The sequence below is a fragment of the Streptomyces sp. NPDC043427 genome, assembly GCF_056436655.1.
This window is the reverse complement of the sequence record NZ_JBWKCC010000020.1, coordinates 58,078-74,738: the sequence shown is the minus strand read 5'-3', so window position 1 is coordinate 74,738 and position 16,661 is coordinate 58,078. Positions and strand designations below refer to the sequence as shown.

Sequence of the window (16,661 nt, the reverse complement as noted above, 5' to 3'; positions counted from 1 at the left end):
ACCGCCACCCTCAAAACGAGGCCTTACCAGGCCACCTCTTCAATTCATGGCTGCGTTCACTCCCGAAGCCCGATTGCCTCCCCACTCCACGGGAAGATGCGGGATCATGTCTGGCATGACCGAGGTGTCCTCGCTCACAGGGCGGCTGCTCGTGGCCACGCCCGCCCTGGCGGACCCGAACTTCGACCGCGCGGTGGTGCTCCTTCTCGACCACGACGAGGAGGGCTCCCTCGGCGTCGTCCTCAACCGTCCCACTCCCGTGGACGTGGGCGACATCCTGGAGGGCTGGGCGGACCTCACCGGTGAGCCCGGCGTTGTCTTCCAGGGCGGCCCGGTCTCCCTCGACTCCGCCCTCGGCATCGCCGTCATCCCCGGCGGCACGACCGTCGACGGGGCCCCGCTGGGCTGGCGCCGGGTCCACGGCGCCATCGGCCTGGTGGACCTGGAGGCCCCGCCCGAACTGCTCGCCTCCGCCGTGGGCTCCCTGAGGATCTTCGCCGGCTACGCCGGCTGGGGCCCCGGCCAGCTCGAGGACGAGCTCGTCGAGGGCGCCTGGTACGTCGTCGAGTCCGAGCCGGGTGATGTCTCCTCCCCGTCCCCCGAGAGACTCTGGCGTGAGGTCCTGCGGCGCCAGCGCAGTGAACTGGCGATGGTGGCGACGTACCCGGACGACCCCTCGCTCAACTGACACGGACCAAGGGCGGAGAGCGCACAGGGGGTCGATCACTCTTTCGGGTGCCTACGGAGGTGTTCGAATGGGGAGTTGTGGCGGCGGGGCGCGATCAACCGCCCCGGTCCCTTCTGGGGATCCTCCGGGCGGGGCCGAACGCAAACGACGTCTCACAGCCCGTGGCGCCCGTTGTGCATGCCTGCGAACCAGAGTCCCGCGCAGTTGTTTACCCTTGGCGATATGAGCACTCTTGAGCCCGAGCGCGGGACTGGTACGGGGACCCTCGTAGAGCCGACGCCGCAGGTGTCCCACGGCGACGGCGACCACGAGCGCTTCGCCCACTACGTCCAGAAGGACAAGATCATGGCGAGCGCCCTCGACGGGACTCCCGTCGTGGCGCTGTGCGGCAAGGTGTGGGTGCCGGGCCGCGACCCGAAGAAGTACCCCGTGTGCCCCATGTGCAAGGAGATCTACGACTCCATGGGTGCCGGCGGCGACCAGGGCAAGGATGGCGACAAGTAGGTAGGCGGTAGCCGCCCGCCCGGGCAGACCTCACGAAGGCCCTCGAGGCGCGTTTTGACGCGCTCCGGGGGCCTTCGCGTCTTTTGTCGTTGCGCGGGGTGCGTCCACCGGTCACGGAGTGGTCGAGACCTCTTGTGGGGGTGTTCATGAAGTCTCTAACCTCCTCCATGAAGCCAGGTGCTCGAACAGCGGGAATTCAGCCGACACGTCATCGACGGTCTGGTCGTGGTGTGCGGTGTCTTGATCGTCTCGACGTTGATCGTGTTTCTCGCGGCGACCGCCGTGACGCTATTCCGCTTCCGCTTCCGGACTGCTTTGTTGATCATGTTTTCGGTGGTTCAGACGGTGCCCGGGCGTGATTCCTGTGGCAGATGCTTCCCGCTTGACGATTCCGGTGCTGATCTTCTTCGTACACCTGCAACGACGACTCGTCTCCGGCCTCGGCGGAGCGGTGAAGGACTGACGTGATTTCAGAGACGGAACTCATTCCTGCGCCGCGGCGCGTGTTCTTGACCGAGGCCGGCTACGGCAGCCTGGACGAGGAGACGCGCCTGGTGGCGCGGCCCGGCACCGAGGGCGTCGCGCGCTGGCTGCGGGCCACCGTCGGAGTGGCGACGGGGCTGCCGTTTCCCGAGGGGGGCGGCTCGGACAACAGCATCGTCTTGAGTATCGAGCCGGATCTGCACCCGGAGGGGTACCGCGTCGTGGTCGACGGCCCCACGCGCCGTATCGAGGGCGGCAGCGCGGCCGGCGTCTTCTGGGGCGCCCAGACCTTCCGTCAACTGCTCGGCCCCGACGCTTTCCGGCGGGCGGCGGTCCGGCCGGAGCAGGACTGGGAACTTCCCTGCGTCACGATCGAGGACAGCCCCCGTTTCGGCTGGCGCGGACTCATGCTCGACGTGGCCCGGCACTTCCTGCCGAAGGAAGGCGTTCTGCGTTACCTGGACCTGATGGCCGTCCACAAACTCAACGTCCTCCACTTCCATCTGACGGACGACCAGGGCTGGCGCGTGGAGATCAAGCGCTACCCGAAGCTCACCGAGATCGGCTCCTGGCGCAGCCGCACGAAAATCGGCCATGGTGCCTCACCGCTGTGGGAGGAGAAGCCGCACGGCGGCTACTACACCCAGGACGACATCCGGGAGATCGTCGCCTACGCCGCGGAGCGGCATATCACCGTGGTCCCCGAAATCGACGTCCCCGGCCACTCGCAGGCCGCCATCGCCGCGTACCCGGAACTCGGCAACACCGATGTCATCGACACCAATTCTCTGACCGTCTGGGACAACTGGGGGATCTCCGCGAACGTACTCGCCCCCACGGACACCACCCTGCGCTTCTACGAGGGCGTGTTCGAAGAACTCCTGGAGTTGTTCCCCGCCCGGTTCGTTCACGTCGGGGGTGACGAATGCCTCAAGGACCAGTGGCGGGAGTCGCCCACCACCCAGGCGCGGATCAAGGAGCTGGGGCTCGCCGACGAGGACGCGCTCCAGGCATGGTTCATCGGCCACTTCGACCGGTGGCTCAGCGCGCGCGGGCGCAGGCTCATCGGCTGGGACGAGATCCTGGAGGGCGGGCTGGCCGAGGGGGCGGCGGTGTCGTCCTGGCGCGGGTACGCGGGCGGGATCGCGGCCGCGCGGGCCGGGCACGACGTCGTGATGTGCCCGTCGCAGCACGTGTATCTCGACCACCGGCAGGACCCCGGACCGGACGAGCCGGTGCCGATCGGCTACGTGCGCACCCTGGAGGACGTCTACCGCTTCGAGCCGGTTCCACCGCAGCTCGACGCGGAGGAGGCCCGCCGTGTGCTGGGCACGCAGGCCAACGTGTGGACCGAGGTGATGGAGGACCAGGCACGCGTGGACTACCAGACCTTCCCGAGGCTCGCGGCCTTCGCCGAGGTGGCGTGGAGTGCGCTGCCCGCGCCGGGGGAGCGGGACTTCGCGGACTTCGAGCGGCGGATGGCCGTCCACTACCGGCGACTTGACGCCCTGGGGGTCGGCTACCGGCCACCGTCCGGGCCGAGGCCGTGGCAGCGGCGGCCGGGCGTGCTGGGGCGGCCGATCGACGGCCCGCCCCCGAACAAGTAGAACAAGCAGAGGAAGCGGAAGAAGCAGAAGAAGCAGGACATGTAGAACAAGTGACGGAAAAATTCCGGCTGTATCGCTGAAGAGTGGCAATTCCCGCGCACCGGTGATGTCGCCCCAAAACGGACCATCCCCCTGGTGAGGTGGGCGAATGCCTCCTAGCGGACCCCCGTCCTCGGGTGTTGCGAAGATGTGCCAGAGTTGCCACGTCCGCCCTGTCAGCACGTACCGTACGGCAACACAGGTGGGACCAGGTGGGGCAGCGGGAAGGGGCAGCCGGTTTTGAGCACGCACGCACCGCAGGCGGCGCAGGCCGTCACGCTGCCCACGACGCTGGACGAGGCAGTGGCGGCGCTCACCGCCATGCCCGCCGCGGTGCCCGTCGCGGGCGGCACCGACCTGATGGCCGCCGTCAACTCCGGGCAACTCAGGCCCACCGGACTGGTCGGTCTCGGGCGGATCAGCGAGATCCGCGGCTGGCAGTACCTGGACGGCCACGCCCTGCTCGGCGCCGGCCTCACGCACGCGCGCATGGGCCGCCCCGACTTCGCCGCCCTCATCCCGGCGCTCGCGGCCTCCGCGCGCGCCGCGGGACCGCCGCAGATCCGCAACGCCGGTACCCTGGGCGGCAACATCGCCTCGGCCGCCCCCACCGGGGACGCACTGCCGGTGCTGGCCGCTCTGGAAGCGACACTGATCATCGCGGGCCCGGGCGGAGCCCGCCGGGAGATCCCGGTGTCGCACCTGCTGGCCGGGGTGGAGATGCTGCGCGGCGGCGAACTCATCGGCTATGTGCGCGTGCCGCTGCTGCACGCGCCGCAGGTCTTCCTGAAGGCGACCGGCCGCACCGGCCCGGGCCGCGCGCTGGCCTCCGTGGCCCTGGTCCTCGACCCGGCGCGCCGGGGCGTGAGATGTGCGGTGGGCGCCATAGCGCCGATGCCGCTGCGGCCCCTGGAGGCCGAGCAGTGGGTCGCCCAGCTGATCGACTGGGACAACAACCGCGCGATCGTCCCGGAGGCGCTGAGCGCCTTCGGCGAGTACGTCGCCGCGGCCTGCATCCCCGACCCGGTCCCGGCCGAGGACGGGTCCGTACAACCGCTTCCGCCCGCCGTACTGCACCTGCGGCGCACCGTCGCCGCGCTGGCCCGACGAGCACTGGGGAGGGCGCTGTCGTGACCGACGACCAGCACGGAGAGGGCACGCCCCAGGGCGGCGGCCGCTGGGACCCCTTGCCCCAGGGCGACTACGACGACGGCGCCACCGCCTTCGTGAAACTCCCCGAGGGCGGCATCGACGCACTCCTTTCGGGCGACAGCCCGCTCGCCGCGCCGGGCCACGGTTACGTGCCCCCGCAGATAACGGCGACACCCCCCGCGCACGACGGAACCGACCCGGCGGCAGGCGCGTGGGGAGCCCCGGCCGGCGGCACCCAGTGGCCCGACCCGAACGCCGTACCGGCGCAGGAGCCGGGCCCGGGCGACCGGTTCACGTACAACCCCGGGACCACGGGCCAGTGGAACTTCGGCGACGCCAACGGGCCCGAACCGGCCCCGGGTCCCGGCCACGACGTCACCGGCCAGTGGTCCATCCCCGTCGCCGGCGGCGACCTTCCCGACGAGTCGGGCGAGTACTCGACCTCGGTCCTGCTGGAGCAGTGGGGCGGCACGCCCCCGGCCACGCTGCCGGGCGGCGCACCCGCGCCCTGGGCGACCGGGGCGGGCGGCGCGAGTGGGCAGCCGTGGGGGCCGCAGGAGACGGCTCCCGGGGGCGGTGGGACGGCACCGGGTGCCGATCCGTACGCGCAGCCGCCGGGGCCCTACGACTCCGGCGCACCGGGCCTGCCCGGCGGAGGTGCCCACGGCGGGCCTTCCCCGGCCGCGGGCGCGGCGGAGGCCGAGCGGTATGCCTCCGCGGCCGACGCGGCGCTCGACGAGGCCCACACGGCCGCCGAGGCGTCCTCGACCGCCGCGGCGTACGAGACGTTCACCGGCTCTCCCGCGCTGCCCGGCCCGGCGGACACTGCCGCAGGCCACGGGCCGGCCGGAGCGGAGCCGGGCTACGGGCAGCAGAGCGAGCCCGCCTTCGGGCGGGGGAGTGAGTCGACCTTCGGGCAGGGCGGCGAGTTCGCCTTCGGCGAGGCCGGCGCGGAGCAGCCGCTGCGGGCTTCCGGCGCCGGGACGGCGTACGACACGGCGCCGGGCTCGGCGTACGACACGCCCTCCGGCTCCCCGGAAGGGGCGACCACCGGGTTCCCGGACGAGGCGAGGGGCGAGTTCTCCGACGCGCCGACGGACGGCTTCCCGGACGCCCCGGCAGGTTCCACGGAGCAGACGGACGCCGGAACCCCGCGGCCGACGGAACCCGGTACCCCGCACGGCTCCGTCTCCGGGGGCGCGGACGCGACACCGGGTGCCACGGACGGGTCGACTTCCGGGCCCGAGGGTGACGCGCCCTCAGGCTTCCCGGGCGAGTCGGCACTCGGTGCCGAGGGCCACGCGGGTCCCGGTTCGCCGGACGGAGCGGCCGTCGGACACGAAGAGGGCGCGCCCTCGGGTGCCTCCGGCGGCTCGGACTCCGGTGCCCAGGCCGCCGTAACCGCGGACTTCCCCGACGGGCGGGCACCCGGCGACGGGGACGGCACGACCGAAGGCCTCCCGGACGGAGCGGCCTCCGAGGTCTCGCCCCCGCTGCCTCCCGAGCGTCCCGCCCCCGGACTCGAACCGGCCCCTGCCTCCGCGGAAGACACCGGGGCGACGCCGGAATCCCCGGAATCCCCGGAACCCGGGGAGTCCTCGGCCTCCCCGGACGACGTGCCGGGCGCGTCGGACGTGGCGGACACCGCCCCCGGCGACGGAACAGAGGCCTCTCCGGAGCCCGCCCCCGCCGCCGTCCCCGCCCCGGACGCCGCCACCCCGCACGACGCCCCCGCGCCTCCCCAGGAGGAGCACCCGCTCGCCTCGTACGTCCTGCGCGTCAACGGCGTGGACCGGCCCGTCACCGACGCGTGGATCGGTGAGTCGCTGCTCTACGTGCTGCGCGAGCGCCTCGGGCTGGCCGGCGCCAAGGACGGCTGCTCGCAGGGCGAGTGCGGGGCCTGCAACGTGCAGGTCGACGGGCGGCTCGTGGCGTCCTGCCTGGTGCCCTCCGTCACCGCCGCCGGCAGCGAGGTGCGCACGGTCGAGGGACTGGCCGTCGACGGTCAGCCCTCCGACGTGCAGCGCGCGCTCGCCCGGTGCGGCGCGGTGCAGTGCGGTTTCTGCGTGCCCGGCATGGCGATGACCGTGCACGACCTGCTGGAGGGCAACCCGGCGCCGACCGAGCTGGAGACCCGCCAGGCCCTGTGCGGCAACCTGTGCCGCTGCTCCGGCTACCGGGGCGTCCTGGAGGCCGTCAAGGAGGTCGTCGCCGGACGCGAGGCGCACACCGGGGCCGACGGTGAGACGGACACGGGCGAGGCACGTATTCCGCACCAGGCGGGCCCGGGCGCCGGCGGCGTCCACCCGTCGGCGTTCGACTCCCCGGGGTTCCCGAGCGCCAACGGGCCCAACAGCCCTCAGGCACCCACGGATTCAACCGGACCGCATGACCAGGCGTACGGCCAGGACGGAGGCCAGGCGTGAGCAACGAAGCCGCCACCGCGACCACCGCCGCGGAGGCAGCACCTGCCCCCGATCCGATCCCGCACGGCCTCGGCGCCTCCCTGCCGCCCGCCGACGCCCGCGCCAAGACGGAGGGCACGTTCCCCTACGCGGCCGACCTGTGGGCCGAGGGCCTGCTGTGGGCCGCCGTGCTGCGCTCACCGCACCCGCACGCGCGCATTGTGTCCATCGACACCTCCCACGCGCGCGACATGCCCGGCGTACGGGCCGTCGTCACGCACGAGGACGTCCCCGGCCGCCCGGTGTACGGCAGGGGCACGGCCGACCGTCCGGTGTTCGCCTCCGACGTCGTTCGCCACCACGGTGAGCCCATCGCGGCCGTCGCCGCCGACCATCCGGACACCGCGCGGATGGCCGCCGCGGCCGTCATCGTCGAGTACGAGGTGCTCGACCCGGTGCTCGACCCGGAGCAGGCCTTCGAGGCCGAGCCCCTGCACCCCGAGGGCAACCTGATCCGGCACATCCCGCTGCGCCACGGCGACCCGGACGCGGCCGGCGAGGTCGTCGTCGAGGGCCTGTACCGCATCGGCCGCGCGGACCCGGCCCCCATCGGCGCCGAGGCAGGGCTCGCCGTGCCCCGCCCCGACGGCGGTGTGGAGCTCTATCTGGCCTCCACCGACCCGCACACCGACCGCGACACCGCCGCTGCCTGCTACGGCCTCGACACCGAACGCGTGAAGATCGTCGTCACCGGCGTGCCCGGCGCCACGGGCGACCGCGAGGACCAGGGCTTCCAACTCCCGCTCGGCCTGCTCGCGCTGAAGACCGGCCGCCCGGTCAAGCTCACCGCGACCCGCGAGGAGTCCTTCCTCGGGCACTCCCACAGACACCCCACCCTGCTGCGCTACCGCCACCACGCGGACGCCGAGGGCAGGCTGGTGAAGGTCGAGGCACAGATCCTGCTGGACGCGGGCCCGTACGCGGACACGTCGTCGGAGGCCCTGGCCGCCGCCGTCTCCTTCGCCTGTGGCCCGTACGTCGTCCCGAACGCCTTCATCGAGGGCTGGGTCGTGCGCACCAACAACCCGCCCTCCGGCCATGTGCGCGGCGAGGGCGCCATGCAGGTGTGCGCCGCCTACGAGGCGCAGATGGACAAGCTCGCGAAGAAGCTCGGCGTCGACCCGGCCGAACTGCGCCTGCGTAACGCCCTGGCCACCGGTGACGTCCTCCCGACAGGCCAGACGGTGACGTGTCCGGCGCCGGTCGCGGAGCTGTTGCAGGCCGTCCAGGACTACCCGCTGCCGGCCCTGCCCAAGGACACTCCCGAGGAGGAGTGGCTGCTGCCGGGCGGCCCCGAGGGCGCGGGCGAGCCGGGCGCGGTACGCCGGGGCGTGGGCTACGGCCTGGGCATGGTGCACATGCTCGGGGCGGAGGGCGCGGACGAGGTCTCCACGGCGACCGTGAAGGTCCACGACGGCGTCGCCACCGTGCTGTGCGCGGCCGTCGAGACCGGCCAGGGTTTCACCACCCTGGCCCGGCAGATCGTCCAGGAGACCCTCGGCGTCGACGAGGTGCACGTGGCGCCCGTGGACACCGACCAGCCGCCCGCGGGCCCGGGCTGCCGCGGCCGCCACACGTGGGTGTCGGGCGGTGCGGTGGAGCGCGCGGCGAAGATGGTCCGCACGCAACTGCTCCAGCCCCTGGCCCACAAGTTCGGCATGTCCACCGAACTGCTCCAGATCACCGACGGAAAGATCACCTCGTACGACGGTGTCCTCTCCACCACCGTCACCGAGGCGCTGGAGGGCAAGGAGCTGTGGGCGACCGCGCAGTGCCGCCCGCACCCCACCGAGCCGCTGGACGGCGCAGGGCAGGGTGACGCCTTCGTCGGGCTCGCCTTCTGCGCGATCCGCGCGGTCGTCGACGTCGACATCGAACTGGGCTCCGTACGGGTGGTGGAGCTGGCGATCGCGCAGGATGTCGGGCGGGTGCTCAACCCGACCCAGCTCGCCGCGCGCATCGAGGCGGGCGTCACCCAGGGCGTCGGCATCGCCCTCACGGAGAACCTCCGCACCCCCCGAGGCCTGATCCGCCACCCCGACCTGACGGGCTACGCGCTGCCCACCGCCCTCGACGCCCCCGACATCCACATCGTCAAACTCGTCGAGGAACGTGACGTGGTCGCCCCCTTCGGCGCGAAGGCGGCCAGCGCGGTCCCGGTGGTGACCTCCCCGGCGGCCATCGCCTCCGCCGTGCGCGCCGCGACGGGCCGCCCGGTGAACAGGCTGCCCATAAGGCCACAGGCCGCGGTGGTGACCGCGCAGTGACCGAGGAACCGCGGTACGAACCGCCGCCCAGCGTCGGCAAGGTGCTGATGTGGGTGCTGGTGTTCGTACTGGCGGCGATCGCGGTGGTGCTGGGCGGGGTCTACCTCACGTGATGCGCTGAGCGGGGAACGCGCGAGGGCCGCCTGACGTCTTCTGATACGGCCCTGGTCGGCGCTGCCTTGGTACGGCGTTGGCGCTGCGCGCCGTTGTCAGTGGTGCGGCGTAGTGTTCTGGGCAGTGGGGAGGCCCGCCTGCGATCACCGCGTACGGCCGGTGCCTGCCCTGCCCGGGGACGAGGAACATTCACGCGGGGGAAGAACGATGAGCACGACCGGCACCGTGGACACCGCGGACACCTTCGGCACCGCGATGATCGTCCTGACCGAGACGGAGCTGCGCGGGTACGTCACCCACGCGCCGACGCGCCGCTGGCTGACGGGCCCCGGACTCCCGGGCGTCGGCGGCCTGTTGACGTTCGAGGCGCTGCGCCGCGACGGCCTGCGCACGGTCGCGGACTCCACGGGCGATCCGGACAGCCGTCTGTCGCCCGAGCTGCGGGACCAGCTGGTCATCGGGGGCCTGCTGGGCGCCGAGGGCCCGGAGACGGAGTCGGTCCTGCTCGACGGGTCGACGGGCGAGGTCTCGACGACGTACTTCCTGCACGACCGTCCCGACCTGATGGACCGCCGCCCCTTCGCACCGTCCCTGGAGAAGCTGGTCCGCTTCGCCACGGCGGCCGACGAACTGGCGGCCCTGCGCGGCCAGTTCGCGGCGTACGCCGGTCGTTTCGGCCCGCAGGCGGTGGCGGAGGCGTCACGCCAGCTGCTGGCTCTGTACGAGGAGGGCACGGGAGGTGATGTGGCCCCCTTCTGGAAGATGGCGGCGGTGATCCGCCCCCTGGCCCTGGTCGCGGGCCGTGGCACCGTCTCCGAACTCGCCCTGGACCTCCCGCCCCGCCTCCTGGACGAGGAGTTCGGCGCCGGCGCGATCGTCCGCTTCGAGGACGTCGACTTCCCGCCCGCCCTCACCCACGAGCCGACCCGCCGCTTCCTGCGCGAGGTGGGCCTGCCGGAGGAGGTCATCTGGTTCACCCTGGACACGGACATGCCCCTGCCGACACTCGCCGAGTACGCGGCGGAGGCCGACCTCACCGATGCGGGCCTCCCCGACGGCGCGGACCGCCTGATCCGCCTCGGCCACCTCCTGGAGGACACCAGCCTGGTGATCGACGGGGTGACCGGCGCGGTTTTGTGCTGGAGTGAGCCGGACGCGACCCTGCGCCCCCTGAACGCCGACATCTCCACCCTCGCGTTCACCTTCTGGCTCATCTGCCGCGAACAGACCCTGGACGCCGAACACGACCTCACCGAGGCCTACGAACAACTGGCCGACACCATGACCCGCACCCTGGCCGTGGTCGACCCCATCGCCTGCAACGCCGTCCCCGCGACCCCGCAGGACGACGGCTGGCGTTACTGGCCGGGCGTGTTCGAGGACCAGGCGGGCGGGGGGCTGTACGCGTAGGCGGGTCCGCACAGGAGGGCCGCACCTCGTACGGCGTAACCCAACCGCCCTGACGGCGGCTACCCGTCCAACAAACTCGCTGAACACGGCACCCTGAAAGCCGCCGCAACGTCGACGTGCCGCCTCCACAGAATGGCGCTCACGGACGTGGTGATGACGGAACTGACGGCGCTCAATCAGCATGGTTGAGCGCGCCCCGCCCGTCTGCTCCCGTTGCGCCCCATTCGCGCCCTACCCGCCGCCGGACACCGGCCGCACGCTCGACCTCATGGGGGACACAGGCGAGGAGTCGAGCATCATCCAGTTGCCGGGCCCCGACGGGCACCGCCACCGGCCACCGGACGCGCCACAGCCGTGGGAGAACACCGACCGCGCCCAGGCCGCGATGGAGGGCGCCACCGGCCCCGAACCGCCGGGCCCACCGGTCTGCCCCCACTGCGGGCTCACCGGCGACCGGCACGCCACGTACTACGACACCCATGTCCTCCTCGAACCGGGCTTACCCGTACCCGCCCACATGGTCCCTGCCTGGCACCGCTGGTACGTCGACTCCAACGGCACCGCGTGGAACAGCCGCGAGAACGAGCCACAGCCCGGCGCCCTGTGCCGTGTGCCGCACCAGCTCGCCTGCCCCGGCCTCACGCTGGAGGAGATCGGGCTGTGGCGGTGGCTGGACGCCGTCCGCGCGGAGAACGCACGCCGCGCGCAGCGGAAGGCGGACGCGGAGGGCACACCGGGGGCGTTGCCGAACGTCGGCTGAAGGCATACCACTTGGTACCGTCATCGAGTGTGTCCAGCTTCTGCTCGTAGTTCCTGGTCAGCGGGGAATCGCCTCCTTACTCCCCGTTCTGCGACCAGACCGCTGTGAGCGCGGTGACCGGGTCACTGTCGGCTGGTGCCGCGGGCCGCCATTCGCCGTCGTCGTCCTGGAGGTAGGGGTACCAGCGGGCGTCGGGGCCCAGACGCAGCTGGATGCCGTGGTGGGGGAGGGTGAGGCGGTTGCGCCAGGTTCTGAGGTGTGTGGGGGAGTCGGTCATCTCGGCGAGGGCCGCGTCCAGGGCGATGCGGGTGGCCTTCATCACCGTAGGGTCGGGGGCGTAGGGCTGTTCGGCGACGGTGATGCCCGTGGGGCCGCCGTGGCGCCAGGCGCGGGTGAGGCGTGCGAAGGCAGTGGGGTTGGTGCCGGTGTTCTGGATCAGGTGGTGGAACCACTCGGGTCCGGGGTTGCTTGCGGCGATGCGGACGGCGTCCTGGTGCTGGGTCAGGTACAGGTCGGCGGTGTCGCCCGCGAGGAGCCGGGCGGCGCGCGCGGTGGCGTCGGCCATGAGGCGTTCCAGGTCCGCGGCGGCCAGGCCGGTGCCGGGTGGCGGGGCGACGGGCAGTGCCGTGGTGTGGGCGGCGGGTTCCGGGAGTTCGGGCAGTTCGGGGGGCTCTTCGGCCCAGTGGGCGTACGCGGCGGCGGCCGGGATGCCGGCCGGTGCCGGTGGGGCGGCGGTCTCCTGCGCTGCCGTACGGAGTGGGCGCAGCTGGGCGAAGACTTCCTCGCGACTGCGGCCGCGCAGCGTGAAGAGCACGAATGGGTCGGTGTCGATGGTGGCGGCGACGGCGTAGCAGAGCGCGGCGGCGTGCTTGCAGGGGTATCCCCAGTCGGGGCAGGAGCACTCCGGATCGAGCTCGGTGGGCAGTGGGAGCAGTGGGACGCCTGCGTGCCGGGCGTCATCTACGAGTTCGGCGGGCATCTCGTCGTCGAGAAGTGCTGCGAGATGTCCGGCGCGGGCCGCGATCGTGTCGAGCAGGGTGTCCCACTGAGGGTCGGTGAGGACGGGCAGGTGGACTGAGGAGCGGTACGGGCGTGGGCGGCTGCCCTGGACAGCGGCATTGACCTTGCCGGGAGCGACGGTGACCGGGCCGACCATGCCTTTGCGGGCGTAGGTGCGTCCGCGCGAGAGCCGTCCGGCGTCCAGGGTGGAGTCCTCCAGGGCGGCCACCCATGCCTGGCCCCACCAGGTCGCGGCGAAGGCTCGCTTGCCGCGGGCGGGCGCACGGCGCGGGCCAGGGACAGCGGGGCTCATGACTGCCTTCCCAGGGCGACGAGTTCGGCGAGGTCGGCGTCGGACAGTTCGGTCAGGGCTGCCTCGCCGGAGCCGACGACGGCGTCGGCGAGGGCGCGCTTGGCTTCGAGCAGCTTCGCTACCTTGTCCTCCACGGTGCCCTCCGCGAGGAGCTTGTGTACCTGGACGGGTTTGTCCTGGCCGATGCGGTAGGCGCGGTCGGTGGCCTGGTCCTCGACGGCCGGGTTCCACCAGCGGTCGTAGTGCACGACGTGAGTGGCGCGGGTGAGATTGAGTCCGGTGCCCGCCGCCTTCAACGACAGCAGGAACACCGGCACTTCACCGCGCTCGAAGCGGTCCACCATCTCCTCGCGCCGCGCGACGGGGGTGGCACCGTGCAGGAAGAGAGTGGGTACGCCGCGCTCGGCGAGATGCTTCTCCAGCAGAGCCGCCATCTGTTTGTACTGCGTGAAGACCAGCACGGATTCGCCTTCGGCGGTGATGGTGTCGAGAAGTTCGTCGAGCAGGTCGAGCTTGCCCGAGCGGCCCCGCAGGTCAGTGGACTGGCGCAGGCTGTGCTCTTTCAAGTACTGGGCGGGGTGGTTGCAGATCTGCTTCAGCGCGGTGAGCAGCTTGAGTACCAGACCGCGTCGGGCGATGCCCTCCGACTCCGCGATCTTCGCCGTGCTCTCGCGGACCTGTGCCTCGTACAGGCTGGTCTGCTCGGCCGTCAGCGGGACGACGTGGTCGGTCTCGGTCTTGGGCGGCAGTTCGGGCGCGATGCCGGGGTCGGACTTCTTGCGGCGCAACAGGAAGGGACGTACGAGACGGGACAGGCGCTCGGCTGCCTCGGGATCCTCGCCCGCCTCGATGGCTCGGGCATGCCGGTCACGGAAGGCGGTGAGTGAGCCGAGGAGCCCGGGGGTGGTCCAGTCGAGCAGTGCCCACAGCTCGGAGAGGTTGTTCTCCACGGGGGTGCCGGTGAGAGCGACGCGGGCGCGGGCAGGCAGAGCACGCAGTTCGCGGGCGGTGACGGCGTAGGGGTTCTTGACGTGCTGGGCCTCGTCGGCGGCCACCAGCGACCAGGCTGTCTCGGCAAGCACTTCGCGGTCGCGGCGCAGCACCCCATAGGTGACCAGGACGATCTCGTCGCCGGCCAGGTCCTTGAGGTGGCGGTCGCCGCCGTAGTAACTGCGTACGGGGGTGAGCGGTGCGAATCTGGCGGCCTCGCGCTGCCAGTTGCCGAGCAGGGAGGCCGGGCAGACGACAAGGGTGGGGCCCGCGGTGGTGGGGTCGCTCTGGCGGTGCAGGTGCAGAGCGAGCAAGGTGATGGTCTTGCCCAGGCCCATGTCGTCGGCGAGACAGCCGCCGAGGCCGAGTGCGCACATCTCGGCCAGCCAGGCCAGGCCCCGCTTCTGGTACTCGCGCAACGTGGCCTTGAGGGCGGCGGGCCGGGGCACAGGGGTGCGGGACTCGGGGTCGCGGATACGAGCGACCAGGTCGCCGAGCGCACCGACCGCCGCACAGGGGACACGGTCACCGTCCCACTCGGCCTCGCCGGTCAGCGCGGCGCTCAACGCCTCCATGGGGGCGAGCGGTTCCATCCGGCGGCGCTTGGCGCGGGCCACCAGCTTCGGGCCGGCGACCACCCACTGGTCGCGAAGCCGGACGAGGGGACGGCGTGACTCTGCGAGAGCATCCATCTCGGCCTCGGTGAGAGGCTCGCCGCCGAGGGAGACCTGCCAGCGGAAGTCGAGGAGCGCCTCGGTGTCCAGCAGGCCGCCCGCGGCGGAACCGGGGGCGGTGCGCTGCCCGATCTCCGCGGTCGCGATGAGCGCCTTGACCAGTTCGCGCGGCCAGTGCACGTCGACACCGGCCGCGCGCAGCGCGTCCGTGGCGTCCCCAAGGAGTTCGAAGGCCTCGTCGTCGGTCAACCGGAGCTGATCGGGAGCGGCATCGTCGAGCAGCCGCCGCAGCGGGGGCCAGGCGCGGGCGCCTCGGCGCAGGGCGAGAAGGGTCTCGGTCTCGGCGCGTGGGCCGAGCAGCCGCTCCACTTCGGTCGGCTCGCTCCAGAGCCGTGCGGCCTCGATGACGAGCGCCGGGTCCGCCGCGGTGTGCAGTTGCAGGACGGCCCGGAACTGCCGTCGGCGTCCTTCGGGTACGTCGACGCGCAGGGAGACACCGACCTCGGCGGTGAGCGCCGCCTGGGTTTCCTCGGCCCATTCACGCAAGGCGGGCACGGCGCGGGCCTCGCGCCAGGCGTACGGCAGCGCTCCCATGGCGAGCGGCGCGGCCGGCGTACGGACCAGATCATCGGCGACCGCGTCGCAGAACTGGCGTACCAGCGCGGCCGGTTCGGCGATCCGTACCGGAGCAGGGCCAGGCTCGGGCAGGCAGTGGGCGTGTGGCGGGAAGGCGGCGGCCAGGGCGTCCAGCGTCTGGCGCTGGGCGGCGGTAAAGGGACCCACCTGCCAGGTGTCGTAACCGGCGGGGGTGAGCGCCGGGTGGAGGCGGCCGTCGGCAAGCAGCCGCAGCGCGAAGCGAGTGGCGGCCTGCCAGGCGGCGCCGGAGGGATGCGTCGGCTCCGCATCGGCCAGGGCGGAGACAGCGACGGCGACAGGCAGCGCGTAACCCTCGACCCTGCGCCGCCTGACCGAGCGGCCGTGCGGCAGGACCAGCTCCACCGCCTCGGTATCAAGGCCGGTGGGCGCCATACTGTCTCCGACTGCTGCGCCGGTCGGCTTCCACAGCAGCAGCCGCCCAAGGCGGGCGGGCTCACCGGGCAGGAACACCGCCGCCCAGCCGGCTCCGAGCAACTCCCTCACGAAGGCGGATGTTTCCTGCCGGGCCAGCGGCGGTGCGCTCCTCGCGCCCGTACTCGGCTCTCGTACGACGGCTCGTGCCACTCTCTTCCGCCCTGTCGCTTGCCGGACCCTCCCCTGGGCCGCGCTCACTACCGAACCCCACCAGGCAACGTCACACGCTGGCAACCGCGAGCCATGGCTTGACTGCTGGCGACGGCGCCGCGACGGATACGCCGCTGCTGAACACACCGGTCCTCAACCGTACGGTGCGGCGCTACGGTGAGGCCATGAGCACCTGGGACCCAGTCGCGCTGGAGGCGTTGATCGAAGAGGCCACCGTCGACGCCTACGGCGAGGATGAGCAGCTCACCGGCTTCTTCACGATGATCGAGGAGAGCCTTGCCGTGCCGTTCACCACGACTGTTCTCGGCGTCGAGGTGAGCGTGGTCGGTGTCGATCTGACCGACGACGGACGCGTGGTCGCGCGCTGCGCCCGGGGGTCGGTCCGACAGGACATCGGAATTCTGGACCTGCCGCTGCCGGAACCCGCCCCCGAGGGCTCGCAATGGATCGAGGCGTACCGCTACTGGGCCCGCTGAACCGGACCGTCGCACAACTGCCCAGCTGAGCCCCTGCTCGAACGGACAGTCGCCCCGACTGCCGCTGACCGGACCGACTGCGGCAGACAGAGAGCATGTAGCGCGCATACCGCAGTATTCGTCGGAGGACAGGCCGTTGAGCTAGAGCAGCGGCAGCACCTCGCTGATCTTCGGGGACTTGCGGCACCACGGCGGCAGGATCACCGAGGAGACCGCTTACGCTGGCCAGGTGGCCGCGTCGACGCGACCTGATCCAAACGACAGGCCGAGGTCGGCCGCGGTTGGGGCGGTTGGCCCCCTCATTCCCGTCAACTGAGACGGACAACCGACAGGGCGGCATCCCCGGAGGAGTGCCGCCCTGTCGCTTTGCCTGGTCAGGCAGTCAGAGGCCGTGGCGGGAATCGAACCCACGTAACTCGCTTTGCAGGCGAGCCCCTAAACCACTCGGGCACACGGCCGTGTCTTGACTTGCTGGTCC

General features: G+C 72.1%; 11 protein-coding genes, 1 tRNA gene and 1 pseudogene. 10 read left to right on the top strand and 3 right to left on the bottom strand.

The features are described from left to right. The first annotated feature begins 115 nt into the window (after window positions 1-115). The 9 genes and pseudogenes from AC067M_RS28370 to AC067M_RS28330 all read left to right on the top strand — a co-directional run bounded on the left by AC067M_RS28370 (window position 116) and on the right by AC067M_RS28330 (window position 11,489). A complete protein-coding gene (locus AC067M_RS28370) occupies window positions 116-688 on the top strand; it encodes a YqgE/AlgH family protein (RefSeq protein ID WP_478699869.1) in 573 nt (190 codons plus the stop codon). Between the two features lie 222 nt (window positions 689-910). After that, window positions 911-1,192, top strand: a complete 282-nt coding sequence (locus AC067M_RS28365; RefSeq protein ID WP_478699868.1) for a DUF3039 domain-containing protein — start codon at window positions 911-913, stop codon at window positions 1,190-1,192. A gap of 174 nt (window positions 1,193-1,366) precedes the next feature. Continuing rightward, window positions 1,367-1,655: pseudogene (locus tag AC067M_RS28360) on the top strand (hypothetical protein); the annotation flags it as partial. Between the two features lies 1 nt (window position 1,656). Then, window positions 1,657-3,282 (top strand): beta-N-acetylhexosaminidase, encoded by a 1,626-nt coding sequence (locus tag AC067M_RS28355; RefSeq protein ID WP_478699867.1) that lies wholly within the window; start codon window positions 1,657-1,659, stop codon window positions 3,280-3,282. Window positions 3,283-3,561: 279 nt separating this feature from the next. Then, window positions 3,562-4,455, top strand: coding sequence for an FAD binding domain-containing protein (locus AC067M_RS28350; RefSeq protein ID WP_478699866.1), 894 nt, complete (start codon window positions 3,562-3,564; stop codon window positions 4,453-4,455). Continuing rightward, entirely contained in the window at window positions 4,452-6,899 is a 2,448-nt protein-coding gene (locus tag AC067M_RS28345) for a 2Fe-2S iron-sulfur cluster-binding protein (protein WP_478699865.1), read from the top strand. Before AC067M_RS28350 ends, AC067M_RS28345 begins: the two co-directional genes overlap by 4 nt. After that, the gene (locus AC067M_RS28340; protein WP_478699864.1) at window positions 6,896-9,205 is read left to right on the top strand and encodes a xanthine dehydrogenase family protein molybdopterin-binding subunit; all 2,310 of its coding nucleotides are present in this window, start codon (window positions 6,896-6,898) and stop codon (window positions 9,203-9,205) included. Before AC067M_RS28345 ends, AC067M_RS28340 begins: the two co-directional genes overlap by 4 nt. Before the next feature lie 321 nt (window positions 9,206-9,526). Next, window positions 9,527-10,729: an SUKH-4 family immunity protein gene (locus AC067M_RS28335; protein WP_478699863.1), complete on the top strand. Its 1,203-nt coding sequence runs from the start codon at window positions 9,527-9,529 to the stop codon at window positions 10,727-10,729. A gap of 268 nt (window positions 10,730-10,997) precedes the next feature. Beyond that, window positions 10,998-11,489 (top strand): DUF6083 domain-containing protein, encoded by a 492-nt coding sequence (locus AC067M_RS28330; protein WP_478699862.1) that lies wholly within the window; start codon window positions 10,998-11,000, stop codon window positions 11,487-11,489. A gap of 76 nt (window positions 11,490-11,565) precedes the next feature. On the opposite strand, the gene AC067M_RS28325 is transcribed toward AC067M_RS28330, so the two are convergent. Together AC067M_RS28325 and AC067M_RS28320 are read right to left on the bottom strand one after the other, a co-directional pair. Further along, a complete protein-coding gene (locus AC067M_RS28325) occupies window positions 11,566-12,801 on the bottom strand; it encodes an SWIM zinc finger family protein (protein ID WP_478699861.1) in 1,236 nt (411 codons plus the stop codon). Then, the gene (locus AC067M_RS28320; RefSeq protein WP_478699860.1) at window positions 12,798-15,605 is read right to left on the bottom strand and encodes a DEAD/DEAH box helicase; all 2,808 of its coding nucleotides are present in this window, start codon (window positions 15,603-15,605) and stop codon (window positions 12,798-12,800) included. Before AC067M_RS28320 ends, AC067M_RS28325 begins: the two co-directional genes overlap by 4 nt. Window positions 15,606-15,871: 266 nt before the next feature. Between AC067M_RS28320 and AC067M_RS28315 the strand changes: the two genes are divergently transcribed. After that, a complete protein-coding gene (locus AC067M_RS28315; RefSeq protein WP_478699859.1) occupies window positions 15,872-16,183 on the top strand; it encodes a calcium-binding protein in 312 nt (103 codons plus the stop codon). A 386-nt stretch (window positions 16,184-16,569) separates the two neighbouring features. On the opposite strand, the gene AC067M_RS28310 is transcribed toward AC067M_RS28315, so the two are convergent. Next, a tRNA-Cys gene (locus tag AC067M_RS28310) sits at window positions 16,570-16,641 on the bottom strand. Between the last annotated feature and the right edge of the window lie 20 nt (window positions 16,642-16,661).

Bases quoted from the DNA above. Each gene is read 5' to 3' on its own strand.
- AC067M_RS28370 (WP_478699869.1), top strand. From the start codon at position 116: ATGACCGAGGTGTCCTCGCTCACAGGGCGGCTGCTCGTGGCCACGCCC.
- AC067M_RS28365 (WP_478699868.1), top strand. From the start codon at position 911: ATGAGCACTCTTGAGCCCGAGCGCGGGACTGGTACGGGGACCCTCGTA.
- AC067M_RS28335 (WP_478699863.1), top strand. From the start codon at position 9,527: ATGAGCACGACCGGCACCGTGGACACCGCGGACACCTTCGGCACCGCG.
- AC067M_RS28330 (WP_478699862.1), top strand. From the start codon at position 10,998: ATGGGGGACACAGGCGAGGAGTCGAGCATCATCCAGTTGCCGGGCCCC.
- AC067M_RS28325 (WP_478699861.1), bottom strand. From the start codon at position 12,801: ATGAGCCCCGCTGTCCCTGGCCCGCGCCGTGCGCCCGCCCGCGGCAAG.
- AC067M_RS28315 (WP_478699859.1), top strand. From the start codon at position 15,872: ATGAGCACCTGGGACCCAGTCGCGCTGGAGGCGTTGATCGAAGAGGCC.